We start from the raw sequence: 23070 nt of genomic DNA, 5'->3' as shown, positions 1-23070 counted from the left end.
GGGGTCAGAGTTTCAGGATCAGGTCGCGGCGGGCCATCCAGGCCAGGCCCAGCCACACGGCGGCGACGTAGCCCAGCGTGTACGTCCAGCCGCCGCCGACCGCGCCGAGGTGCCGCTGCGCGAGGGTCAGCAGCGCCGCGCCGATGGGCTGCGCGCGGCCCGTCCAGGCCACCGTCCAGTCCTGCAGGATCCAGACCTTGATCAGGATGGGCAGCACGTACCCGGCCAGGGCGTTGCGCCCAGGGATGGTCAGCGGGTGCAGCAGCGCCGCGCCGCGCGGCACGCGCCCCGAGTCGGCGATCAGCCACGTCAGCAGCAGCGCCAGGGTGCCCAGGCCCGCCGCGTACAGGATGTACGGCGGAGTCCACAGGGTCTTGCTGAGCGGCAGGTGTCCGCTGGCCGCCCAGCCGAACCCCGCGGCGCTGAGGGTCAGGCCCAGGCCCAGCAGTTTGGCGGGGGCGCGCGGGTCTCGCAGGTACAGGACGCGCGCGGCGACGCTGCCCAGCAGCACGAGCGCGGTGGTGGGAATGACGGAGATCAGGCCCCGCAGGCCCAGCGGGTTCAGGACGGCGTCGTTCAGGGCCTGGACGGGGTTGCTGGTCTCGCTGATCACGCCGATCCCGCCGGGGTGCACGCCGAGTTTCAGGAACGCGGCGTACCCGGCGAGCAGCAGCGCCGCGATCAGGAGGCGGGCGCGGCTGCGCAGGTCGCCCAGCAGCGCGGCGAAGAGCGTGGCGAGCGCGATGAGTTGCAGCACGCCCAGGCCCAGTGTGAGGTGGTGGGTGGTGACGCTCGTCTCGAATGCGCCGAGCAGGTACAGCAGCGCGGCGCGTTCCAGCAGGCGGCGGGTGCGGGCCGCGCCGCTCAGGCCCGCGCGGGTCATGGCGGCCTGCGAGAACGGCAGGGCCGCCCCGGCGCAGTACAGGAACCAGGGGAACACCAGGTCCGTGAGGGTCAGCCCGCCGAACGGGGCATGCATGAGTTGCGCGGGGGTGGCGCCGCCCAGCGCGACGTTGTTCACGAGCAGCATGAGCAGGACGGTCGCGCCGCGGAAGGCGTCCAGGGCGGTCAGGCGGGGCCGCGCAACTGGAGGCGCGGCGCCGTGCTGAAGGTCGGGGGTGGGGTCGCTGTGGCCGGTGGTGGGGGGTGGGGCCGGGAGCGTCATGCGCGCACGCTAGTCCTCTCATGAGTCGGGTGGATGACTGGGTTTTCCGGGTTGCGTGAGCCGCGTGAGTCGCGCCGGGCGCCCGGCTTGAACGGGCGTTCAGCACGCAGGAATACGCTAGATTTCAGCGCGTGACCCTTCACTGGCGGGACCTGACGTCGGCGCGGCGCACGCGGCTGCCGGCGGTGCGCGGCGCGGTGGCCCGCCCGCGCCTCCTGGCCGCGCTGGACGCCCGGGTGTTGCTGGTGACCGCGCCGGCCGGGTACGGGAAGACGACGGCGCTGGCCGAGGCGGCTGCGGCGCGGCCCGGGCCGGTGGCGTGGTTGACGCTGGACAGTGACGACGCCGATCCGCTGGTGCTGGCGGCCAGTCTGTCGCTGGCGGTGCAGGGTCTGCCGGGCGGGGCGCGGCCCGGGGAGGCGCTGGGGGGCGGGGCGTCGCCGCGGCGGGTGGCAGGGCTGGTGGCGGACGTGCTGGACGGCTGCGCGGCGCTGCTGGTGCTGGACGAGGCGCAGGGCCTGTCGGGTACGCCGGGCGCGGACCTGCTGGCGGAGCTCCTCGCGCCGGGCGAGGGCCGCGTGGCGCTGCTGTCGCGCACGGCGCTGGACCTGCCGGAACTGGCGCGGCTGGAGGTGTCGGGGGACGCGGCGCGCCTGTCGGCGGCGGAACTGGCGTTCACACCCGCCGAGATCGCCGCGCTGTTCGCGTCGCAGGGCCTGATGCTGTCGGGCGCGGAGGTCCGGGCGGCGCACGCGGCGACCGAGGGCTGGCCGATCGCGGTGCGGTTCCTGACGCAGGCGGCCGCGCAGGGCCGCGTGACGCTGGCGGACCTGGCGGACCTGGAGGGCGGGGACGCGCCGCTGGGGACGCTGTTCACGTACCTCGCGCAGGAGGTGCTGGGTCCGCTCGATCCGTCCCTGCGGGGTCTGCTGACACGCAGCAGCGTGTTCGAGGAGCTGATTCCGGCGCTGCTGGAGGACGCGCTGGACGAGCCGCGCGCGCGCACCCTGCTGGACGCGCTGGCGGGCAGTGGGACGTTCCTGACCCGCGCGGGTGAGGACACGTACCGGGCGCATCCGCTGCTGCGCGCGCACCTGCGGGGGCTGCTGCCGCCGGAGGAGGCGCGGGCGGTGGCGGCGCGCGGCGCGGCGTTCTTCGAGCGGACGGGGCGGCTGCGGCGGGCGCTGGCGGCGCATCTGCTGGCCGGGAACGCGGCGCGCGCGGCGACGCTGCTGGCCGGGCGGGGTGGCGCATGGCTGGCGCAGGGGCGGGTGACGCTGGTGGACCGCAGCCTGTCGCGCCTGCCGCGCGCGGTGTGGACTCCGGCGCTGCACGCGCTGGCCGGGGACGCCCTGCGGCTGGCGAGCCGCTACGACGAGGCCCGCGCGGAGTACGCGCTGGCGGGGCCGCTGGACCGCGCGCTGGGCGAGGTTCGCCTCGCGCTGGACACCGTGCAGCCCGCGCACGCCTGGGCGCCGCTGGACGAGGCGACGGCGCTGATCGGCGGGGACCGGCAGGGCGAGGTGCGTCGCCTGCGGGCCGAGAATCTACTGAACGCCGGACAGCTGGCGGAGGCGGTGGCGCTGGAACCCGAGTTGCGCGGCGGGGCGCGCTACGCGCTGAGGTCGGGGGATCTGGACGCGGCGCTGTCGCGGGCGCTGGCCCTGGCGGACGGCGAGACGGGCGGCGCGCGGGCCGCGCAGAATCACCGCGAGGGGCTGCTGCTGGCCAGTTTCCTGCACGCGGCGCGGGGCGAGGTGCACGCAGCCGGGACCTGCGCGCGGCGGGGCCTGTCCGAGGGTGAGCGGCTGGAGAGTCCGTTCGTGCAGGCGCTGGCCCTGGCGCGGCTGGGGCACGCGCAGCAGGCGGCGGGGGACTTCGCGGCGGCCCGTGAGAGTTACGAGGCGGCGCTGCGGCAGGCACAGCACGTGGCGGGCCGCCTGCAGGTGGAACCCCTGATGGGACTGGCGGCGCTGGCGGGCCGCGCGGGGGACGGCCCGCGCGCGCAGGCCCTGACGGCCGAGGCGCGGGGGCAGACCGGCGGGGACCGCTACATGGAGGGCCTGCTGGTCCTGACGGCCGCGCTGGGGCTGGCGCAGGGTCCGCTCGCGGCTCAGGCACCGGACGGGCTGCGGCAGGCGGCGGCGCTGTTCGGCGCGTGCGGGGACGCCTTCGGGCAGGCGGCGGCGGCGCTGGCCCTGTTCGCACTGGACGCGGGGCATGCCGGGGCGGCGGCGCACGCGGTGGCGGCGTACCCGTTCCTGCTGGGCCGCCCGTCCCTGTTCGCGCCGGTCGCGTCCCGCGCGGGCCGCGCGGCGCTGCTGGCCCGCCTGGCCGAGGCGCAGCCGGGTGCGCGCGGCGCGCTGGCGGCGGCGGCCCGCGAGCTGGGGTACGCGGCGGTGCCGGACCCGGCGGACACGCCGGGGTTCGAGGTGCAGGTGCAGGTGCTGGGCCGCGTGGCGGTCCTGCGCGAGGACGGACGGGTGCGCGAGTGGGGCCGCGCGAAGGCCCGCGACCTCCTGGCCCTGCTGGCCGTGCACCCGGCGGGCCTGCCGCGCGAGGCGGCGCAGGAGGCGCTGTTCCCCGACGCCGACCCTGGCGTGGGCGAGCGGAACTTCCGCGTGACGCTGCACGCGCTGGGGCAGGTGCTGGAGGAGGGCGCACGCAGCGGCGTGTTCCTGGAACGCGGGGACTGGCTTCGCCTGCGGCCCGGCGCGGACCTGCACGTCGATCTGGCGGCCGCCTGGGCGCGGATGGGGCAGGCGGCGGGCACGCCGGGCCGCCTGGAGGCCCTGCTGGAGCTCCCGCCCACCCTGGCAGACGTGGACCTGGACGACGTGGCCCGTGAGGCCGAGCGGTACGCGGCGGCGCTCCCCGAAGCTCTGGCGGCTGAAGCCGATGTGGCCCTCGCGGTGGCCCGCCCGGACCGGGCGGCACAGGCGGCCGGGCGCGCCCTGAGCCTCGACCCGGCGCATGAACCGGCGGCGCGGGCGCTGATGCGCGCTCAGCACGCGCTGGGGCGTGGCGCGGCGGCGGGTCGGGTGTACGCGGCGCTGTCGTCGGCCCTGGCGGACCTGGGGCTACGGCCCCTGCCGGAGACGCAGGCGCTGTGGCAGGCGCTGTCCGGCGCGCGAGCCTGACGCGAACTCTGTCGGGCGTAACCGCTGCGTGACGCCTGCGGCCTACACTCCGCGCATGACGCAGGACACGCACAAGCAGGGCCGGGCCGCGCTGGTCACGGGCGGCACGAGTGGCATCGGGCTGGCGATCGCTCAGCGCCTCGCGCAGGATGGGTTGCGGGTGGCGGTGCTGGACCTGGATCGCCCTCAGGCGCGGGAGGTGGCGCGGGCGCATGGGCTGGCGTTCGTGGGGGCGGATCTGTCGCGCCGCGAGGACTGCCGCCGCGCGGTGGATGAGGCGGTGGCGGCGCTGGGTGGGCTGGACGTGCTGGTGAACAACGCGGGCTTCCAGCACATCGATCCGATCGCGGAGTTCCCGGAGGACACCTGGGACGCGATGCTGCACGTGATGCTCACGGCGCCGTTCCTGCTGAGCAAGTACGCGTGGCCGCACCTGACGCGTTCCGGGCAGGGGCGGATCGTGAACGTGGCGAGCATTCACGGGCACGTGGCGAGTCCGTTCAAGAGTGCGTACATCAGCGCGAAGCACGGTCTGATCGGCCTGACGCGCACGGCGGCGCTGGAGGCCGGTGAGCAGGGCCTGACCGTGAACGCCATCTGTCCGGGGTACGTGCGGACGCCGCTGGTCGAGGGGCAGATTGCGGATCAGGCCCGCACGCGCGGCCTGACGGTGCAGGAGGTCGAGCAGAAGGTGATGCTGGAACCCGCCGCGATCAAGCGCCTCCTGGACCCGGAGGACGTCGCGGCGCTGGCGAGTTACGTGGTCAGCCCGGCGGCGTGGGGCATGACGGGCGCGGTGCTGGACCTGGACCTGGGCTGGACTGCCCGGTAACGGCAGAACGGGGATATCTCAGAGCAAGAAAATGGAGGACGGTTCCATCAACCGTCCTCCATCACCTTTCAACCCTTACCGGGGTTGGCTGCTGAGGACCATGACGTAGGCGGTGCCGCGGGAGCCCTGGACGACGGCGGCGCCGACGTGGGTGTAGCGGCGTTCGTTCATCCAGAAGCAGTGCACGGGGCTTTGCAGCCACCAGCGGATCGCGCTTTCCGGGTTCTGGCTGCCGCCCATGAAGACGATCTCGGTGACGCTGACGGCGTTCACGCCGGTGCTGGCGGCGCGGACGCGGGGGGTGCTACCGTTCGCGCCGGTGTGGGTGATGCGGCCGGTGGCGCTCATGTACCCGGCCTGCATGCGCGCGGCGGCGGAGAGGGCCGGGGTGAACGTGAGACCGCCGGCGACGGGTCGGGTGCCGCTGCCGGGGCAGGTGACGCCCTGGGCGCGCACCTGGTTCAGCTGTTTGATCAGCTGCTGCTCGGCGGTGGACTGGGCCGTGGCGGGGAGTCCGAGGGCCACAAGGGCCGCCAGGGCTCCCAGCGTGCGCTGGGCGGTCTGCATGAGCATCGTGAACCGATCTTAACCTGAATGGCAGATGAAGGAGATGGGAAAATCGGCATTCCCTCTCATGTCCCCGCACGGGGTCAACCGCAAAAAGGATGAGGTCCAGGCCTCGTGTGCCTAGACCCCGGAAGGAGGCGGTGTGGTTAGAGGAGTCCGCTGCGGCGCAGCAGAGCGTCCGCGTCGGGATCGCGGCCCATGAACTCGCGGTACAGCTCGGCGGGGTCGGCGCTGTTGCCGCGGCTCAGGACGCTGTCCACGAAGGCGCGGCCCGTGTCGCGGTTGAAGATGCCTTCCTGCGCGAAGCGGCTGAACGCGTCGGCGTCGAGGACCTCGGCCCACTTGTAGCTGTAGTACCCGGCGCCGTAGCCGACGGGGCTGCTGAACAGGTGGTTGAACGCGGCGATCTGCGCGTAGTGGTCGGGCAGCGGGGTGGGCTGGAAGGTCGCCATGAGGTCGCGGGCGTAGGCGACATGGTCGGTGTCGCTGTCCGGGTCGAATTCGACGTGCAGGCTCAGGTCGGTCAGACCGAAGGAGTACTGGCGCATGGCGGCGTTCGCGGCGCGGTAGTTGCGCGCGGCGACCATGCGGTCAAACAGGTCCTGGGGGATGGTCTCGCCGGTCTGGTAGTGGCGGGCGAACAGGTCGAGCGCGCCGCGTTCCATGACCCAGTTCTCCATGATCTGGCTGGGGAGTTCCACGAAGTCCCACGGGACGCTGGTGCCGCTCAGGCTGCGCACCTCGACGCGGCTCAGGGCGTGGTGCAGCAGGTGCCCGAACTCGTGGAAGACGGTCTCGACTTCACGGATGGACAGCAGGGCGGGCGTGTCGCCGTCGGGGGGGGTCATGTTGCCGCACATCAGGCCCAGGTGCGGTTCGACGCCGTGCTCGCGGGGGCCGCCGGTGATGAAGGCGTTCATCCAGGCGCCGCCGCGTTTGCTGTCGCGGGGGAACCAGTCGGTGTAGAAGCTCGCGATGTGCGTGCCCGTCTCGTCGTGGATGGTGTAGTAGCGCACTTCGGGGTGCCAGCCGGGGGCCTCGCTCTCGGCGACGGTGATGCCGAACACGTGACGGGTGATCTCGAACAGGCCCGCCAGGACGCCGTCCATGGGGAAGTAGGGGCGCAGGGCTTCCTCGTCGAAGTCGTACTTGACCTGCCGCTGCTTCTCGGCCCAGTACGTGACGTCCCAGGCTTCCAGTTCAGGTGCGTCGGCGCCGACCTGCTCGCGGTGGAAGGCGCGGAGTTCCTCGTTCTCGCGTTCGTAGGCGGGGCGGGTGCGGGCGTCCAGGTCGCGTTCGAAGGCCAGGGCGCGCGCGCCGCTGCCCGCCATGCGGTCCTGCAGGACGTAGTCCGCGAAGTCCTTGAATCCGAGCAGCTGAGCCTTCTCGCGGCGGAGCTTGAGGATCTCGCGGATCAGGGGGCGGTTGTCGCGGCCCTCCTGCTGTCCGGTGCGGCTGTTGGCGAGCCACAGGTCGCGGCGCACCTCGCGGTCCTCGGCGTACGTGAGGACCGGGAGCAGCACCGGGGCGTGCAGGGTCAGGCGGTGGCCGTCTTTCCCCTTGGCCTCCGCGTCGCGGCGGGTGGCGTCCTGCACGCGCTGCGGCACGCCCGCCAGGCGTTCGGTGGGGACGTACATCTCGAACGCGGCGATCTCGTCGAGGACGTTCTTGCTGAACTCGCTGGTCACCTCGGCGAGGCGGGTGTTCAGCGCCAGCAGGCGTTCCTTGTCCGCCCCTTCCAGGTCGGCGCCCTCGCGGCGGAACCCGTCGATGGTGAGTTTCAGGTGCCGGGCGCGCACCGGGTCGAGCGCGGCGGCCTCGGGCGTCTCGGCGAACGCCTTCAGCGCCGCCCACAGGCCGGGGTGCAGGCTGAGTTTCGTGTAGAACTCGCTGGCCTTGGGCAGGATCGCCATCTTCGCGGCGTGCCATTCGGGGCTGCTGATCACGCCGTCGAGGTGGTGCACGATGGTGTTCACGGTATCCAGCTGTTCGGTCAGCGTGTCCAGGTCCGCCATAAAGTTCGCAAAATTCCGCTCGCCGCTGCTGGCCAGCGCCTCGAGTTTCGCCTGCGTCTGCGCCAGCAGGGTGTCCACGGCACCCTCGGCGTGCTCGGGGCGGATACGGTCGAAGGGAATGCGGAACCCGACGTTCAGCAGGGGGTTGCTGACGCCGGTCGCCTCGGGTTGGGTTGCAGTCATCACCCCGGAGTATAGACAGGGCGGCTGAGCGCACCGTAAGCCATTTGACGTGCCCGGCGGGTGGAAACCCCGTGCTGTAATCGTGCATGGACGCGACCCTCCCCCACCTGACCCCCATCGCGGACGCCGATCTGGCCGCGCTGCGTTCCCTGGCCCACCCGGACAGCCCCGTCAGCGTGGACGACCTGACCCGCCTGGCTGCCACGCGCCGCCCGGATGAGCACCACACCCAGCAGGCCGCGTTCGAACACGGCGAGGCGAGGGGGGCCGTGACGACGGGCGTGCCGCGCATGGACGCGCACGACGGCTGGCTAGACCTGACCCTGACCCTCCACCCGCAGGAGGCGGGGGGACCTCTGGCCGACGCGCTGCTGGACGCTGGGCTGGGTGTGCTGCGCGCAGCGGGCGCGACGACCGCCGTGACCCGCGTCCGCGAGGACTGGTGGGAGCATGACTTCCTGCGGGCGCGCGGCTGGCAGGAGGCGGACCGCATGTGGCTCAGCACCCTCGACCTGCGCAGCTTGGACTTCGGCGCGTTCGCCGCCGACGAGGCCCGCGCCCGCGCGAGCGGCGTGCGGATCGTCCCCCTGAGCGACCTGGGCGGCTGGGAAGCGCACCAGCGCGAACACTACGAGCTGATCCACGCGCTGCTGACCGACGTGCCCAGCGCCCGCCCCGTGCAGGTCTGGCCGTTCGAGGTGTGGCTGGAGCGCATGCCCACCCTGCTGCCCGACACGAGCGGCATCATGATCGCCCTCGCGCCGGACGGCACGTGGGTGGGGACCAGTCAGCTGTCGCAACCCATCGCCACGCGCCCCGGCTTCGTCCACAACGGCCTGACCGGCGTCCGCGCCGGGTGGCGCGGACACGGCCTGGGCCTCGCCCTGAAACTCGCCGCCGCCCGCGCCGCCCTGACACGGGGCTTCACGCACTCCCGCACCGGGAACCACGTCATCAACCGCCCCATGCTCGCCATCAACGAACGCCTGGGCTTCCAGCGCGAGGCGGCAACGATCACGCTGACGCGGGAAGTGGGGAGTGGGCAGTAGGCAGTGGAAAAGGAAGGTGGGCGCGTCGCCGTGACGCGCCCACCTTCATGTGTTCCCACTCCCTACTCCCCAGTGACCTCGGATCGCGCGCCGCGCACGTTGGTCAGGAGCATCGCGTCGCCCAGCGAGTAGAAGCGGTAGTCGCCGTTCAGGGCGGCGTCGTACGCGGCGCGGATGCGGTCCTCCCCGGCGAACGCGGCGACCAGCAGGAGGAGGGTGCTGCCCGGCAGGTGCAGGTTCGTGATCAGCAGGTCCGGGACGTTGACGGGACGGCCGGGCGTGATGAAGATCTGCGTGTCGCCCTCGCCGGGCTGGACCTGCGTGCCGTCCCAGGCGCTTTCCAGCGTGCGGACGGTAGTGGTGCCGACCGCAATGACGCGGCGGCCCTCGGCGCGGGCGGCGTTGATGGCCTGCGCGGTCTCGGGGGTGACGTGCCAGCGTTCGGCGTGCATGACGTGGTCGGCGACGCTGCCACTGATGGGCCGGAAGGTGCCGGCGCCGACGTGCAGGGTGACGTGCGCGGTCTGCACGCCCAGTCCGGCCAGCCGGGCCAGGAGTTCGGGCGTGAAGTGCAGTCCGGCGGTGGGCGCGGCGACGCTGCCGGGCTCGCGGGCGTACACGGTCTGGTAGCGGTCGCGCCACGTCTCGTCACTGTCGCCCGCGTCGATGTACGGCGGGAGGGGCAGGCGGCCGATGTCGTCCAGGTGCGGCAGGATGTCGTGGTCGAAGCGCAGCAGGCGCGCGCCGTCCTCCAGTTCCCCGACGACCTGGGCGCGGTGCCCGCCCTCGTGTTCCAGGCCGCCCAGCCACAGTTCGTTCCCGGCGCGGCGGGCGGGTTTCAGGTACGCGCTCCAGACGTGTCGGCCCAGTTCGGGGCGTTCCTCGGCGCGCAGCAGCATGACCTCCACGCTGCCGCCGCCGTGCCCGTGGGCGTCCACGGGTTTGCGGGCCATGACGCGCGCGGGGATGACCTTGCTCTGGTTGAACACCAGCAGGTCACCCGCGCGCAGGTCGTCCGGCAGGTCGCGGAACACCCGGTGCTGAATCTCGTCGCCCACGATCATCAGGCGGGAGGCGTCGCGGGGTTCCGCGCCGGTCTGCGCGACGCGGTCCTCGGGCAGGTGGAAGTTCAGGCGGTGCAGGACGGCGTCCGCCCCGGCGTGCGGCGTGGCGTCGGTCATCGGGGTTTACTCCTCGGTTTTGGGCGTGGCGGCGCGGGTCTGGCGGGCGGGCATCAGGCCGCCGTCGATGTCGGGCAGGTGCGTGAAGCGGTCGGCGGCATCCACGAGTTTCTGCGCGGTGTGCTCCCGGAACGCGATGACCTCCACGCGCTTGCCGCGCTCCTGCAGCACCTCCACGATGTCGGTGAAGTCTCCGTCGCCGCTGCCGAGCACCACGATGTCGAGGTGGTCCATCAGGCGCACTATGTCGGCCACGATGCCCATGTCCCAGTTCCCCTCGTAGATGGCCTTGCCGCCGTCCGTGACGTGATGCAGCGTGAGGTTCATGCGCCGCACCTTGAAGCCCAGCGTGGACAGCTTGTAGATGAACGGGCGGGCGGTGGCCTCGTTCTCGCGTTCCACGGTGTAACTGATGGCGTGCACGAGTTCGCGACCCTCGGTGGCGGTCTTCAGGATCGTCTCGAAGTTCACGGTGCGTTCCATCAGGTCGCGGGCCGAGTGGTAGAGGTTCTGCGTGTCAATGAACACCCCGACGCGGGGGCGGTGAACGACGTATTGCATGTGGATTCTCCTGTTGTGGTGGAAGCTGGGCGGGAAAAGGGTGGGATCGGAAAGGGGCGGGCGTGAGGGAAAAGCTGACCCGGCGGGCGCAGCGCGAGCAGTGTAACACCCCCGGCCCTCGCGCTTCCGGTGCGCTTCAGGGGTAGACACGTCCCTGCCCTGCCCTGCTGGGGGCGGGTACGCTGGGCGCATGACGAGTGACGTGCAGAGTGAGGCCCTGGCGCAGGCGCGCGCGGCGTACGACGCGGTGAAAGCGAAGGGTCTGAAACTGAACATGCAGCGCGGCCAGCCCGCCGACGCGGACTTCGACCTGAGTAACGGCCTGCTGACCGTGCTGGGCGAGCACGATACGCACATGGACGGCCTGGACCTGCGCAACTACCCCGGCGGTGTGGCGGGCCTGCCGTCCGCGCGGGCGATGTTCGGCGCGTACCTGGACCTGAAGCCCGAGAACGTGATCGTGTGGAACAACGCCAGCCTGGAACTCCAGGGGTACGTCCTGACGTTCGCGCTGCTGCACGGCCCGCGCGGCGGGCAGCCCTGGGCGGGGCAGAAACCGAAGATGATCGTCACGACGCCCGGCTACGACCGGCACTTCCTGCTGCTGCAGACGCTGGGCTTCGAACTGCTGACCGTGGACATGCAGCCCGACGGGCCGGACGTTGAGGCCATTGAGCGACTGGCGGCGGACGCGAGCGTGAAGGGCGTTCTGTTTGTGCCCACGTACTCGAACCCCGGCGGAGAGACCATCAGCGCCGAGAAGGCCCGCCGTCTGGCCGGGGTGAAGGCGGCCGCGCCGGACTTCACGATCTTCGCGGACGACGCGTACCGCGCCCACCACCTCTCCCCCGACCCGGCGGGGCAGGACACGCCGGTGAACCTCGTGACGCTGTCGCGGGACGCCGGGTACCCGGACCGGACGTTCGTGTTCGCCAGCACCAGCAAGATCACGTTCGCGGGCGCCGGGCTGGGCTTCGTGGGCAGCAGCGAGGACAACGTCAAGTGGCTGTCGAAGTTCCTGAACGCGCAGAGCATCGGCCCGAACAAGGTCGAGCAGGCCCGCCACGTCAAATTCCTCCAGGCGTACCCCGGCGGTCTGGAGGGCCTGATGAACGATCACGCGGCGCTGATCGCCCCGAAATTCCGCGCGGTGGACGAGGTGCTGCGCGCGGAACTGGGGGACGGCGGCGAGTTCGCCACCTGGGGTAGCCCCCGCGGTGGGTACTTCATCAGCCTGGACACGACCGCGCCGGTCGCGTCGCGCGTGGTGCAGCTGGCGGACGAGGCGGGCGTGAGTCTCACCCCGGCGGGCGCCACGTACCCCGGCGGGCGGGACCCACATGACCGCAACATCCGCCTCGCGCCGACGCGCCCCCCGGTCGAGGAAGTCTACGAGGCGATGCGCGCCGTCGCGACCTGCGTCCGGCTGGCCACCGAGGAGTACCGCGCGCAGCAGGGCTGACGGCCGACGCTTCAGGTGGCCGGGCCGGAAGGCGACCGGGCGCTCGGGTCGGGGCATCGGAGCCGACCTGATCGCTTCCGGCCGGGGAGGCGTCAGGTACGGTCGCCTCTGACCGGCCGATCAGCTTGACTTCATGCGGGCGCGCCCCGACCATGAAGGGAATGCCGAATCGTTACGCTGGTTCACCGGAAGACCGGGCTGCGCTGGACGCCTACGTGAAGTTGTGGCGCGCCGCGCACGCGGTCGAGGTGAACGCCAACCGTCATCTTTCCGACTACAACCTCACCATCAGCCAGTTCGGCGTGCTTGAAGCCATCTATCACCTGGGGGCGCTGAGTCAGCGGCAGCTGGCCGACAAGATCCTGCGCTCCAGCGGGAACCTGACCATGGTCATCGACAATCTGGAACGGGACGGACTGGTCCGCCGCGACCGGGATGAACTGGACCGCCGCGTCATGCGGGTCTCCCTGACCGACATGGGCCGCACCCTGATCGAACAGGTGCTGCCCGGGCACGTGCAGGGCATCCGGGCGGTGTTCAGTTCCATGAGCCCCGAGGATCTGGCGCACCTGAGCGCCCTGACCCGTCAGCTGGGCCGGGCCCTCAGCGACCCGGCCCCGCAGGATCCCGAGCAGCGCCGTGGCCGCCGCGCCCGGCCGGGCCCCGCCTCCAGTTCCAGCTGACGGACGCGGAGCCGCGACACCCGCTCCTGGTCAGCTGACGTGCGTGCGGCGCAGGTCGGCGAGGTGCACGTCGTTGCGGCCCTGCTGCTTCACGCGGTACATGGCCAGATCGGCGCGTTCCACGACCGCCGTGGGGTCCTCGGCCGGGCTGGCGGTCGCCACGCCGAAGCAGGCGGTCACGCCGTTCACGGTGCCGTAGCGGTGGTGGCGCAGATCGGCGCGCAGGCGGTCGAGCATGGGGCGCAGGTGCTTGTCCCGCTGTTCGGGCAGGATCAGCAGAAATTCCTCGCCGCCCCAGCGGGCCATCAGGCTGCCCTCCGGCAGGTGTCGGCGGGCGACATCCGCGACGCCGCGCAGCACCAGGTCGCCCATGGCGTGCCCGTGCATGTCGTTCACGCGTTTGAAGTGGTCCAGGTCGAACAGGATCAGCGTGTACGTCTCGGCGTTCTGGGTCAGGCGGGTCAGGCGTTCCTCGGCGGCCCGGCGGTTGGCCAGTCCGGTCAGGGGGTCGGTCAGCGCGGCGGCGCGAGCAGCCTGAAACTGGGTGCGCTGCACGCCCAGCGTCGCCTGGATCAGGGTCAGGACCGCCCCGACGAGCAGGAACTGCGCGCACGGCCCGAGCAGTTGCAGGCGGGCGGCGGGCGGCACGACCAGCAGCATGTTCAGCACGCAGATGAACGTGGCCAGCCCCAGGATCACGCCGGCGGCGCCCACGGCCTTGCGGGGTTCGTACACCAAGAAGGCGGCCACGTAGATCACGGCGAACCAGTAGGTGTTTTCCATGAGCGCCATGGACTGCACGGTCAGCACGCTGAACTGGTGGTTCAGGGCCAGCAGCACGTAGGTGGCGGTGCTGATGAAGGTCACGTGGACGGCCGTGCCGATGCTCACGGTGGCCTGACCGAGCATCACGCGCAGCACCAGCAGCGTCAGGACCAGGGCCGGCAGGGCCCAGACGTCGAGCGGATCCAGTCTGGGGTACTGGGAGCCGAGGGCGGCGGCGCACGCCAGCGCGCCCAGCCACACGAGCCAGGTGAACATGCGGTGTTGCCGCAGCACCCAGGGTGGCGGATCGGCCATGGACGTGGACGTGGATGACTGAGTCAAGAATCAACCCCTGATGGAGCCTGAACGGTCGGCCAGGCGAACGTGAGCGCGTCAGGTGCAGTGTAGCGGCTGAGGTACGGGACGCGCGTCCAGATCTGACCAGGCCTGATCAGACGAGCGGCTGGCCTCCGGGCTGCCGCTGGTGGACCCGGGCGCCCGAGTGGTCAGTTCCGCAGGACGTGATGCACGCGGCAGCGCGCCTCGTAGCTCTCCTCGGCGCCGACGAGCACGACCGGATCGTCGAAGCGGGCCGGTTGACCGCCGATCAGGCGCTGCGAGCGGGTGGCGGGCGCGCCGCACACCGTGCAGATCGCGGTGAGTTTCTCGACGCTCTCGGCGCGGGCCAGCAGTTCGGGCATGAACCCGAACGGTTCGGCGCGGAAGTCCTGGTCCAGCCCGGCGAGGATCACGCGCACCCCGGCGTCCGCGAGGTCCAGCGCCAGGGGGATGATCGCCTCGTCGAGGAACTGCACCTCGTCGATGCCGACCACGTCGGGCAACGTGTCACCCTGGGCGTGCAGCAGGGTGCCCTCGCCGCTCAGGTGCGCGCGGATGTCGGCCGCGCCGCGCACTGCGACGGCGTGCACGGTCCGTCCGGCGTGACTGGCGACGGCGGACTCGTGGTAGCGGTCATCCAGGGCGGGTTTGAACACGAACACGCGCTGCCGGGCAATCACGGCGCGGGTCACGCGGCGGATGAGTTCCTCGCTTTTCCCGCTGAACATCGGGCCGACGATGACTTCCAGGTGACCGCCGTGGTAGGGGGATTTCAGCACGCCCGCGAGTATCGCAGATCGGGCGTGAACCTGCCGGGCCGTGCGGGCGCCGCTTCAGAAGTCGTTCCGTCCAGAAGGGATAGAAGAACCGCCCCGACCCTGGTGGGTGGGGGCGGCGCAGGCGCGGGGCGCTTACTTCTTCTTGTTGCGGTAGCTGTCGCCGAAGCGCTTGTTGAACTTGTCGACGCGGCCTTCGGTGTCGACGAAGCGCTCCTCGCCGGTCCAGAAGGGGTGCACGCCGCTCCAGACGTCCACGTGGATCTCGGGCTTGGTGCTCAGGGTTTCCATCACGACTTTGCCCTGGTAGATGATCTTGGTGGGAACGACTTTGGGGTGGATGTCTTTCTTCATGGGTGCCTCCTCCGCCACGTCTGCGCCCCGGTCTCCGGTGCATGTGCGTAGCGGGCAACCCTGACAGTGTACCACGCACGAGCCTCTCAGGGTGAGGACGCGAAGCCGGTGTCGGTCAGCCACGGCCAGCGGCGCCGGTAGGAGTCCACCTTGGCCTGGTACAGGCCGGGCGTATGGTTGCGTGGGTTGGGGCGCAGGACCCCCGCCGCGAGGTCATGCAGGCCGAAAGGGGCGTACACCTCGCCGCGCGCGTCGATTCCCAGGGCCGTGCCCGCCACGAGGAACTGATCGATGCCGTCCCGCGCCGACCGCAACGCGGGCCGGTCGAGGCCGGTCTTCTGCCGGAACCACAGGTGCACGCGCGCCTGATTGCGGACCTCGACGGGGCCCGGCAGGTCCGCGAACAGCAGCTGTGCGCGGCGGATCACGGCGTCCTCGGCTTCGTAGGACAGGTCGTCGTCCCAGTAGAACAGGTCGTAGTCCGCGATCTCCGCGCCGGGCGGCCGCCCGGCCTGAACGTTCCAGACGGTCCCGAACAGCGCTCCGGCCGTCAGGTGCGCCTGCGGGACGCACAGGTCCGGCAGCCGGTCGAGGATCGCCGCGTTCACCGGAATGCGGCGCACCAGGGTCAGGAATTCCTGCTCGGTCACGCCTGAGCGCGGGCCAGGACGCCAGGCAGGTGCTGCCTCGCGGGCCAGTCGCGCTCCCAGCCGGGCCAGCTGTGCCCCAGCCGCAGGTCCGGCAGGAGTTCGGGCGGAGTGCCGAGGCCGCGCGCACCCACAACCGCGCCGACCACGCACGCGACCGTGTCGCTGTCGTCCCCGCCCAGCACGGCGGGTTCCACGCACGCCCACCAGTCCGCGCGGCGAGCGTGCGCCACGGTGGCTTCCAGGGTGTCCAGTACGTAGCCGCTCTGCGAGGTGACCGTGCCGTCCAGGCCAGAGCGGACGCGGGCGCGGACCTGCGCGCGGGCCTCGCGCTCACGACCCCGGAAGGCGCGGTGAGCGTCCTGGGTGTGCAGGCCCAGCACCCCGGCGTCCACCAGGGCGTCCCGCCCGTCCAGGCCGTCCATGACGGCCAGTCCCGCCTGCGCCGCCGCCGCATAGGGCTGCCCGGCGGCCAGGGCCTCCATGAACGCCGTCAGGAACACCGAGGCGTGCACGCAGCGCGGGTCCGCGTGTGTCAGGGCGGTCAGGACCGCCGACTCGCGCGCCAGCGCGGCGCCCCGGTGCCCGAGGAGCCACGCGGCGGCCACACGCATCAGGCCACCGTTCCCCGCCCCATCGAAGCCTCCGCGTTCCCAGGCCAGCGCGCCGCCGTCCAGCCGCTCCGGCTGCGTGAAGGTCAGCCGCAGGGCCTGCCGGGTCAGGCCGCCCACGTCGGGCGGAGCGGCGGCCAGCCACTCGCGGAACGCGGCGAGGACGCCTGCGTGCCCCTCGCCGCGCGCCGCGCCGAGCAGGGTGGCGACGACCATCTGGCTGTCGTCGGTGGCCTCGCCCGGCGCGAAGCCGAACACGCTGCCCGGCTGGTACGTGCGGAAGGCAGCGCCGTAGCGGGCGTGGATCACGTCGGGAGACTTGAATTCCGTGGCGGCGCCCAGCGCGTCAGCCGCGCACAGGGACAGCAGGACGTCCAGCGGTTGCATGTGACGATCTTCGCATGCGTCCGCCCCCGCCGGGTGACCCCTCGCGCCGGGGGCGGCGCGCCCCTACACTGTGGGTCACCTATGGTACGCGGAGATCTGGCGGTTTTTCCCTTCCTGTCCGTCATGCAGATGTTCCTCACGAGCGGACGCGCGGGGCGGCTGAGCGTGGACCACATCCGCGGCGGTCAGCTGTGGCTGGAACGTGGGGAGATCACGCACGCCGAGGCGGGTCGCCTGCGCGGTGAGCACGCCCTGCAGTTCATGGCCAGCCTGGACGCCGGCGTGTTCACCTTCGAGGTCGATCAGCCGCCCCCCAACCGCACCATGAGCCTGCGCCGCGACCCGGCCCTGCGCCGCCTGCTGGAAGACAACGCCGGCTGGGAGACGCTGCTGCGGACCTTCCCCGACTGGAACAAACGCCTGCGTTTCACCGCCAAGTGGACAGAGGCTCAGCCCGTCACGCGCACCCAGTACCGCATCCTGAACCTGATCTCCGACAGTGGGAACATCCGCACCCTGCTGGAACGCACCGCCGCGCCGCCCCGACTGGTCCTGGAGACCCTGAAGCCGTTCCTGCTGGCCGAACTCATCGAGATCAACTGACCTTCCCTGCGCCGGGCGCCATTTCCCACACACGCGGCGGGTCATTTCAGGCATGATGGGCGCACCGGAGGTCCCATGAGCGCCATCACCCGCCCCGCCGCCCACACCAGCGACGTTCACACCCGGGAGGACGGCAGCGCCGCGCGGTCCGCCCAGCCTCACCCGTCCTGGCAGTTCAGAGACAGCTTCGACCTGTTCATCCAGTGGATGGAACGCGGTCCTGCCGGATCGTGGCATCCCATGCAGGACGCCACGCACCACACCTTCCGCACCCGCGAGGACACGCTGCGCAGCGCTGAACGCCTGATCGCCCGCGCGGACTTCCCCGTGGAGCGCGCCATGCCCGCCACGCTGCTACGCAACCGCCGCGACGCCCTGCTGACCGCGTTCCGCGAGGCAGAAGGCGACGGCGTGACCCTGATCCGCGACCTGACCTTCCCGGTCGGCGAGTACGGCCTGAGCATCCGCGTCACGTGCGAGCGTCAGGCGCAACCCGTGCGTGCCGCGTTCAGCAGCGCCGCGAACCCCCTGCGCAGCCTGATCGGGCAGCCCGTGAAACTCACGGTGCTGATCGAACACCCCTACGACGTCCTGAGCCGCGCGCAGGGCCTGCTGGACGTCAGCGACCGCGCCGCCCGCATCGGCGAGGACACGCAGCTGTTCAGCGCGTCCGCGCAGGTCAGCGGTCTCCCCTACCAGAGCGCCACCGTGACCGTCCCGCGCGGCCTGCTGAAAAAACCCCTGCTGTACCGCTTCGAACGAGTCCCTCACACCGACTGACCTGGGGCTGCCTCCGGGTCAGTCGTCCAGGGATTCATCCAGACCGGCGGGGATCATGAAGTCGTCCTGCACGTACAGGAAGGCCATTGAGTGGTGCAGGCAGAACCGCACGACTGACCGCACGCCCCGCAGGTACGCGAGCATGTAATCGAGGTCGTCGCCGTCCTCGTCGCCCTGCACCGTCAGGTCGTACCGGGGGTTCACCGAGAGGCCAGTCCTGCCCAGCAGGCGCGGCACATCCGCCCCGCCGTACAGGCCGTTCGACGCCTGCGCGACGACGTCCGGGTGAGCCTCAGCCCAGCTGAACAGGGCGGCGAGACTGCTCCCGGCCCGCTGGAGTCCGGCGGGCGTCCGCAGCACCGTGACGTTGCGGGCCACGCCGTGCACCCGGTCCTCCGTGCGGTACATGGCCTGCTCTCCGGTCATGAACGTCAGGTCCGGCAGGTCCGCCCAGGTCAGCAGCTGGCGCAGCGCGTGATCCGCGAAGCCGGATCGGGACGAGCCCCACACGTGCGGGAGGAGGCCAGGGGCGGCCGGACGGTCGGCAGTGGGGGCTTTGAGGAGCAGCTGGACGATCTCGACCGTGTCGTGCGCGCTGAGCGCCGTATCCGGCAGGATGGCTTTGGCCCGGGCATCGACATCTATGGACATGCGGGCAACATACGACATTTTGACCATTCTGTCTCAGGCAGATCGAGTGGCGGGAGCAGGGCGCCGCAGCAGCGCGCCTCGCCCAGCGCACCCAGGGGCACCTCGCCGCGGTAGAGGATGTGCGGGACGTCCATCAAGAGGATCAGGGGCGCACCGCCGGGCAGGGCACGCAGGCGGTCCAGGGTCGCCGGGGGCGCCGCCGAGTGCTCCCGCAGCGTCTGCGGCGTGAACGGCAGCTCGTCCGCCGGGTCCGGCGCGGGCTTCACACCCCCCGGCCAGGGCCGCACCAGCCGGACACAGGCCCGCGCCGGATCGAGGTGCGAGGCGTCCAGCGTCCAGAACCGCACGGGGGGAATCGCCCGCCCGCTCTGCCGCGCGGCGTCCAGCAGCGGCCCCGGATTCACCGGGGAGAAGAACAGCACATCGGTCCACCGGCAGTCGAGCCGACCGACCCGCTCCCCCATCAGCGCCTCGCGGCCCACGTACTTCGCCGCCTCGCGGGCGTACACGTCCGGGTGACGCTCACGCAGGGTGCTCAGGGGCAACAGGTGATCGCCGCGCACGTCCCGCACGGCGCGGTGATACAGGGTCATTCCAGTCAGGGGCACGCCCCGCAGGATGCCCGGCCCACCCCCACGCCGCCAATGGGCCAGCGTGCGGATTGAAATGCCCGCCCCCTGGCGCGTACACTCCCGATTGCAGTGACCGGGAGGAGTACCCGGGTCAGGCCCCCACAGGAAACCCGCCCCGCGACTGAGAGGGCAGGTGGACCGGCCCCCGGCGAACGTCACCCGCGAGCACGACGGCAGAAACCCCCCGCGTGGGGGGCGTAGAGCCTCCGGGTGCGCCCGATACAGCGCGCAGCGAGTGCCCCCCATGCAGGCGGGGAAACGCGGTGGTACCACGGGACACTCTCGTCTCGTCCGCATCCGGAAGGTCTTCCGGCGGACGGGACGTTTTGCGTTTCCCTCCCCGGTCAGGAGGTGGGAAGGATGGTCACGTTCTACGACACGCCACAGGAGGCCCGGCGGGACGCGGCGGCGCGCAGCCTGCGGGAGAAGGTCGTGTGCTTTGTGACGCGCACCGGTTGCGGCAGTCCCGAGCTCTTGGTGTTCGATCACGTTCCGGACGGCGGTGCGGGCGTGCAGGTCGTGGCGGGCGGGGTCGAGCCGGGCGAAATCCCGGAGCGGGCCGCCACGCGCGAACTGCACGAGGAGTCCGGTCTGAGCCTGACCCATCCCACCTTCCTGGCCTCGTATCTATGGGAAGCGCAGCTGCCGGAGCGGTTCACGCGGCAGGTCTGCCACGCGTACGCCCTGACCGCCCCGGCTGGCACGCCGGACACCTGGGATCACCTCGCCGAGGGCCGGTACGTGTTCCGGTTCCGCTGGGCGCCGCTGCACGCGCCCGGCCTGGACTGGGAGCTGGACGCCGCCCTCCCCCACCTCGATCACCTGCTGCACAAGGAGCTTCAAGCATGACTGACCCCTACACCCCCGACCAGACCAGCACCCCGGATCAGACGCCCGAGAACGACGCGTCCACCCTCGCCAAGCAGTTCGACCCGAAGGCGGTCGAGCCCGGCTGGGCCGCGAAGTGGCGCAACGAGCCGTTCCGCGCGGACGCGACGAGCGGGAAGGAGCCGTTCACGATCGTGATCCCGCCGCCGAACGTGACGGGGAACCTGCACCTGGGGCACGCGCTGGACAACACGCTGATCGACACGCTGATCCGCTACAAGCGCATGGCGGGCTTCGAGGCGCTGTACCTGCCGGGCATGGACCACGCGGGCATTTCGACGCAGGTGGTCGTGGAGCGGCAGCTGCGCGAGCAGGGCGTCAGCCGTCATGACCTGGGCCGCGAGCGGTTCCTGGATCAGGTGTGGGAGTGGAAGGCCGAGTCGGGCGGAATGATCTTGGAGCAGCTGTCGCGCCTGGGCGTCAGTGCCGACTGGACGCGCGAGCGCTTCACGATGGACGAGGGCCTGAGCCGCGCGGTGCGGCATCAGTTCGTGAAGCTGTACCACGAGGGCTTCGCGTACCGCGGCGAGCGGATCGTGAACTGGGACCCGGCCAGCCAGACGACCCTGTCGGAACTGGAGATCGACCGCGAGGTCCGCAAGGGCAAGATGTACACCCTGTCGTACAAGCTGCGTGACCCGAACGCGGCGGCCAGCAACGGGGAGGCGGGCGAGATCCGCATCGCGACCGTGCGGCCCGAGACGATCTTCGCGGATCAGGCGATCGCCGTGCACCCCCAGGACCCGCGTTTCGCGCATCTGGTCGGGCAGGAGGCCCGCATTCCCCTGACGGACCGGTATGTGCCGATCATCGCGGACGAGGCGGTCGAGATGGAGTTCGGGGTGGGCGCGCTGAAGATCACGCCCGCGCACGACCCGACCGACTTCGAGGTCGGTGAACGCCACGGTCTGGCGCGTCCCAGCGTGATCGACCTGCACGGCAACCTGACCCGCGACGGGCTGGTGCCCGCCGAGTTCCAGGGCCTGGAACGCTTCGCGGCCCGCAAGGCGGTCGTGAAGGCCCTGACCGAGGGCGGCGACCTGCTGGAGGAGAAGGACCACGACACCGCCATCGGCCTATCCGAGCGCACGAAGGTGCCGGTCGAGCCGATCATCAGCGAGCAGTGGTACGTGAAGATGAAACCCTTCGCGGAACAGGTGCTGGCCGGGCTGGAGCGCGGCGACATGCAGCTGGTGCCCGAGCGGTACGCGAAGGTGAACCGCGACTGGCTGGAGAACATCCGCGACTGGAACATCAGCCGTCAGCTGTGGTGGGGCCACCAGATTCCCGCGTGGTACGACGAGCAGGGCAACCTGTACGTACCGGACCCCGAGAACCCGGACCTGGACTGCGATCAGGACCCCCGTTACGCGCACCTGAACCTGCGCCGCGACCCTGATGTGTTCGACACGTGGTTCAGCTCCAATCTCTGGCCGTTCAGCACGCTGGGCTGGCCCGACACGGACAGTGAGGACTTCCGCAAGTTCTACCCCACGCAGGTGCTCGTGACCGGGTACGACATCCTGTTCTTCTGGGTGGCGCGCATGCAGATGGCCGGGTACGGCCTGACCGGTCAGGCCCCCTTCAGCACGGTGATGTTGCACGGCCTGTACCTCGACGCGAAGGGTCAGAAGATGTCCAAGAGCAAGGGCAACGGCATCGATCCGCTGGAACTGTTCGACCAGTACGGCGTGGACGCCAGCCGCTTCGCGTTCAGCTTCCTGTCCACCGGCGGGCAGGACATCAAGCACGACCCGCGCCGCTTCGAGCAGGGCCGCAACTTCGCGAACAAACTGTGGAACGCCGCGCGCTTCGCGATGCTGCGCCTCGGCGAGGCCCTCCCGAACCTCCAGACGACCGGGCACGAGGCGGACGAGGCCCTGATCCGCTACGTGCAGGGCGCGCTGGACGACAGCGTCGGCGAGATCCTGCGCAGCCGCGACGCCCTGACCGCCGTGCGCGCCCGCGCGGACCTGACCCTGGCGGACCGCTGGATCCTGTCGCGCCTGAACGCCGTGACCGCCGAGGCCACCGCGCAGCTCGACGCGTTCGACATCGGCGCGGCCATCCGTACGCTGTACACCTTCACCTGGGACGAGTTCTGCGACTGGTACATCGAGGCCGCCAAACCCGCCCTCGCGGAAGGGAAACTGTCCACGCTGGTGACGCTGAAGGCCACGCTGGAACACATCCTGAAGCTGCTGCACCCCTTCATGCCGTTCGTGACGAGCGAACTGTACGGCGCGCTCGGCCACCGCCGCCAGCTGGCCGTGCACACCTGGCCCGCCGCGGACGAGGCGCTGCACGACGCGGACGCCACCCGCGCCTTCGACGCCCTGCGCGCCGCCGTGGCCGCCGCCCGCAGCCTCAAGAGCGAACTGGGCCTCAGCCCGCAGGACCGCCTGAACGTTGCCGTGGAGGGCGACCTCGCCCCGACCGTGCACGAGAACGCCCGCGTGGTCGAGAGCATCGCCCGCGTGAACCTGTCCGGCGATATGGAGGGCCGCACCCTGAGCCTCGTCGAGCAGGGTGTGACCGTCCGCGCGCCGCTGGAAGGCACCGTGGATATTGCCGACTGGATCGGCAAGCAGAAGAAACGCCTCGCGGAATTCGACAAGCAGATCAAGCAGGCGCAGGGCAAACTGAGCAACGAGGGCTTCGTCGCCCGCGCCCCCGCGGAAGTCATTGAGGAAGAAAAACGCCGCGTAGCCGACTTCGGCGCGCAGCGGGAACGTCTGACACAGGTGCTCGCGCAGTTCGAGTAATCCCTTCGTGCTCCGGCCCCCGCGCCAGTATGCG

General features: G+C 71.3%; 21 protein-coding genes. 9 read left to right on the top strand and 12 right to left on the bottom strand.

Going from position 1 to position 23070, the window contains the following annotated elements; genetic code table 11:
• Positions 1–4 precede the first annotated feature (4 nt).
• Entirely contained in the window at positions 5–1165 is a 1161-nt protein-coding gene (locus tag IEY69_RS01565) for a heparan-alpha-glucosaminide N-acetyltransferase domain-containing protein (protein ID WP_189071398.1), read from the bottom strand.
• 131 nt (positions 1166–1296) lie between these two features.
• Here IEY69_RS01565 and IEY69_RS21910 point away from each other — a divergent pair, with 131 nt between their 5' ends.
• Together IEY69_RS21910 and IEY69_RS01555 are read left to right on the top strand one after the other, a co-directional pair.
• Positions 1297–4305: an AfsR/SARP family transcriptional regulator gene (locus IEY69_RS21910; RefSeq protein ID WP_189071397.1), complete on the top strand. Its 3009-nt coding sequence runs from the start codon at positions 1297–1299 to the stop codon at positions 4303–4305.
• Between the two features lie 55 nt (positions 4306–4360).
• The gene (locus IEY69_RS01555) at positions 4361–5137 is read left to right on the top strand and encodes a 3-hydroxybutyrate dehydrogenase (protein ID WP_189071396.1); all 777 of its coding nucleotides are present in this window, start codon (positions 4361–4363) and stop codon (positions 5135–5137) included.
• A gap of 75 nt (positions 5138–5212) precedes the next feature.
• Here IEY69_RS01555 and IEY69_RS01550 read toward each other — a convergent pair whose 3' ends face one another.
• On the bottom strand, positions 5213–5704 hold the full coding sequence (locus IEY69_RS01550; protein ID WP_189071395.1) for a CAP domain-containing protein: 492 nt from the start codon (positions 5702–5704) through the stop codon (positions 5213–5215).
• A gap of 146 nt (positions 5705–5850) precedes the next feature.
• Positions 5851–7902, bottom strand: coding sequence for a M3 family metallopeptidase (locus IEY69_RS01545; RefSeq protein WP_189071394.1), 2052 nt, complete (start codon positions 7900–7902; stop codon positions 5851–5853).
• Positions 7903–7988: 86 nt separating this feature from the next.
• On the opposite strand from IEY69_RS01545, the gene IEY69_RS01540 reads away from it, so the two are divergent.
• Positions 7989–8951, top strand: coding sequence for an N-acetyltransferase (locus tag IEY69_RS01540; RefSeq protein ID WP_229783544.1), 963 nt, complete (start codon positions 7989–7991; stop codon positions 8949–8951).
• A gap of 62 nt (positions 8952–9013) precedes the next feature.
• Here the strand turns inward: IEY69_RS01540 and queA are convergent, their stop codons facing one another.
• Positions 9014–10132 (bottom strand): tRNA preQ1(34) S-adenosylmethionine ribosyltransferase-isomerase QueA, encoded by a 1119-nt coding sequence (gene queA, locus IEY69_RS01535; RefSeq protein WP_189071393.1) that lies wholly within the window; start codon positions 10130–10132, stop codon positions 9014–9016.
• Between the two features lie 6 nt (positions 10133–10138).
• Entirely contained in the window at positions 10139–10693 is a 555-nt protein-coding gene (locus tag IEY69_RS01530; RefSeq protein ID WP_189071392.1) for a LabA-like NYN domain-containing protein, read from the bottom strand.
• A gap of 190 nt (positions 10694–10883) precedes the next feature.
• Between IEY69_RS01530 and IEY69_RS01525 the strand changes: the two genes are divergently transcribed.
• The gene (locus IEY69_RS01525; RefSeq protein ID WP_189071391.1) at positions 10884–12155 is read left to right on the top strand and encodes an aspartate aminotransferase type Ic; all 1272 of its coding nucleotides are present in this window, start codon (positions 10884–10886) and stop codon (positions 12153–12155) included.
• A gap of 161 nt (positions 12156–12316) precedes the next feature.
• Positions 12317–12838 carry a MarR family winged helix-turn-helix transcriptional regulator gene (locus IEY69_RS01520; RefSeq protein WP_189071390.1) on the top strand — a complete coding sequence of 174 codons (522 nt, stop codon included), beginning with the start codon at positions 12317–12319 and terminating at the stop codon, positions 12836–12838.
• 30 nt (positions 12839–12868) lie between these two features.
• Here the strand turns inward: IEY69_RS01520 and IEY69_RS01515 are convergent, their stop codons facing one another.
• The 5 genes from IEY69_RS01515 to IEY69_RS01495 all read right to left on the bottom strand — a co-directional run bounded on the left by IEY69_RS01515 (position 12869) and on the right by IEY69_RS01495 (position 16717).
• On the bottom strand, positions 12869–13945 hold the full coding sequence (locus IEY69_RS01515) for a GGDEF domain-containing protein (RefSeq protein ID WP_229783543.1): 1077 nt from the start codon (positions 13943–13945) through the stop codon (positions 12869–12871).
• Between the two features lie 164 nt (positions 13946–14109).
• The gene (locus tag IEY69_RS01510) at positions 14110–14721 is read right to left on the bottom strand and encodes a thymidine kinase (RefSeq protein ID WP_189071389.1); all 612 of its coding nucleotides are present in this window, start codon (positions 14719–14721) and stop codon (positions 14110–14112) included.
• 132 nt (positions 14722–14853) lie between these two features.
• Positions 14854–15072 carry a 50S ribosomal protein L31 gene (gene rpmE / locus IEY69_RS01505; RefSeq protein ID WP_046844910.1) on the bottom strand — a complete coding sequence of 73 codons (219 nt, stop codon included), beginning with the start codon at positions 15070–15072 and terminating at the stop codon, positions 14854–14856.
• Positions 15073–15158: 86 nt separating this feature from the next.
• Positions 15159–15722, bottom strand: a complete 564-nt coding sequence (locus tag IEY69_RS01500) for a nucleotidyltransferase family protein (protein ID WP_189071388.1) — start codon at positions 15720–15722, stop codon at positions 15159–15161.
• Positions 15719–16717, bottom strand: coding sequence for an ADP-ribosylglycohydrolase family protein (locus tag IEY69_RS01495; protein ID WP_189071387.1), 999 nt, complete (start codon positions 16715–16717; stop codon positions 15719–15721). Before IEY69_RS01495 ends, IEY69_RS01500 begins: the two co-directional genes overlap by 4 nt.
• An 81-nt stretch (positions 16718–16798) precedes the next feature.
• Here IEY69_RS01495 and IEY69_RS01490 point away from each other — a divergent pair, with 81 nt between their 5' ends.
• Positions 16799–17320 carry a DUF4388 domain-containing protein gene (locus IEY69_RS01490; RefSeq protein WP_189071386.1) on the top strand — a complete coding sequence of 174 codons (522 nt, stop codon included), beginning with the start codon at positions 16799–16801 and terminating at the stop codon, positions 17318–17320.
• Positions 17321–17395: 75 nt separating this feature from the next.
• Complete coding sequence (locus IEY69_RS01485; protein WP_229783542.1) at positions 17396–18100, top strand: hypothetical protein; 705 nt, start codon at positions 17396–17398, stop codon at positions 18098–18100.
• A gap of 18 nt (positions 18101–18118) precedes the next feature.
• Here IEY69_RS01485 and IEY69_RS01480 read toward each other — a convergent pair whose 3' ends face one another.
• Together IEY69_RS01480 and IEY69_RS01475 are read right to left on the bottom strand one after the other, a co-directional pair.
• Positions 18119–18751, bottom strand: coding sequence for a hypothetical protein (locus IEY69_RS01480; RefSeq protein ID WP_189071385.1), 633 nt, complete (start codon positions 18749–18751; stop codon positions 18119–18121).
• Positions 18742–19359: a hypothetical protein gene (locus IEY69_RS01475; protein WP_189071384.1), complete on the bottom strand. Its 618-nt coding sequence runs from the start codon at positions 19357–19359 to the stop codon at positions 18742–18744. Before IEY69_RS01475 ends, IEY69_RS01480 begins: the two co-directional genes overlap by 10 nt.
• 384 nt (positions 19360–19743) lie before the next feature.
• Between IEY69_RS01475 and IEY69_RS01470 the strand changes: the two genes are divergently transcribed.
• Positions 19744–20232 (top strand): NUDIX hydrolase, encoded by a 489-nt coding sequence (locus IEY69_RS01470; protein WP_189071383.1) that lies wholly within the window; start codon positions 19744–19746, stop codon positions 20230–20232.
• Positions 20229–23036 (top strand): valine--tRNA ligase, encoded by a 2808-nt coding sequence (locus IEY69_RS01465; protein WP_189071382.1) that lies wholly within the window; start codon positions 20229–20231, stop codon positions 23034–23036. Before IEY69_RS01470 ends, IEY69_RS01465 begins: the two co-directional genes overlap by 4 nt.
• The last annotated feature ends 34 nt before the right edge of the window (positions 23037–23070 follow it).

This window comes from Deinococcus sedimenti (assembly GCF_014648135.1).
In the GTDB taxonomy this organism is placed as follows: Bacteria; Deinococcota; Deinococci; order Deinococcales; family Deinococcaceae; genus Deinococcus; species Deinococcus sedimenti.
The sequence above is the reverse complement of the archived record's forward strand: the minus strand, read 5'-3'. Positions and strand labels throughout refer to the sequence as shown.

What these genes read in the sequence shown, in the direction of transcription:
- IEY69_RS01525 (WP_189071391.1), top strand. Translation starts at nt 10,884, where the DNA reads ATGACGAGTGACGTGCAGAGTGAGGCCCTGGCGCAGGCGCGCGCGGCG.
- IEY69_RS01530 (WP_189071392.1), bottom strand. Translation starts at nt 10,693, where the DNA reads ATGCAATACGTCGTTCACCGCCCCCGCGTCGGGGTGTTCATTGACACG.
- queA (WP_189071393.1), bottom strand. Translation starts at nt 10,132, where the DNA reads ATGACCGACGCCACGCCGCACGCCGGGGCGGACGCCGTCCTGCACCGC.
- IEY69_RS01470 (WP_189071383.1), top strand. Translation starts at nt 19,744, where the DNA reads ATGGTCACGTTCTACGACACGCCACAGGAGGCCCGGCGGGACGCGGCG.
- IEY69_RS01565 (WP_189071398.1), bottom strand. Translation starts at nt 1,165, where the DNA reads ATGACGCTCCCGGCCCCACCCCCCACCACCGGCCACAGCGACCCCACC.
- rpmE (WP_046844910.1), bottom strand. Translation starts at nt 15,072, where the DNA reads ATGAAGAAAGACATCCACCCCAAAGTCGTTCCCACCAAGATCATCTAC.
- IEY69_RS01540 (WP_229783544.1), top strand. Translation starts at nt 7,989, where the DNA reads ATGGACGCGACCCTCCCCCACCTGACCCCCATCGCGGACGCCGATCTG.
- IEY69_RS01495 (WP_189071387.1), bottom strand. Translation starts at nt 16,717, where the DNA reads ATGCAACCGCTGGACGTCCTGCTGTCCCTGTGCGCGGCTGACGCGCTG.
- IEY69_RS01545 (WP_189071394.1), bottom strand. Translation starts at nt 7,902, where the DNA reads ATGACTGCAACCCAACCCGAGGCGACCGGCGTCAGCAACCCCCTGCTG.
- IEY69_RS01520 (WP_189071390.1), top strand. Translation starts at nt 12,317, where the DNA reads ATGCCGAATCGTTACGCTGGTTCACCGGAAGACCGGGCTGCGCTGGAC.
- IEY69_RS01550 (WP_189071395.1), bottom strand. Translation starts at nt 5,704, where the DNA reads ATGCAGACCGCCCAGCGCACGCTGGGAGCCCTGGCGGCCCTTGTGGCC.
- IEY69_RS01490 (WP_189071386.1), top strand. Translation starts at nt 16,799, where the DNA reads ATGGTACGCGGAGATCTGGCGGTTTTTCCCTTCCTGTCCGTCATGCAG.
- IEY69_RS01480 (WP_189071385.1), bottom strand. Translation starts at nt 18,751, where the DNA reads ATGTCCATAGATGTCGATGCCCGGGCCAAAGCCATCCTGCCGGATACG.
- IEY69_RS01465 (WP_189071382.1), top strand. Translation starts at nt 20,229, where the DNA reads ATGACTGACCCCTACACCCCCGACCAGACCAGCACCCCGGATCAGACG.
- IEY69_RS01555 (WP_189071396.1), top strand. Translation starts at nt 4,361, where the DNA reads ATGACGCAGGACACGCACAAGCAGGGCCGGGCCGCGCTGGTCACGGGC.
- IEY69_RS01485 (WP_229783542.1), top strand. Translation starts at nt 17,396, where the DNA reads ATGAGCGCCATCACCCGCCCCGCCGCCCACACCAGCGACGTTCACACC.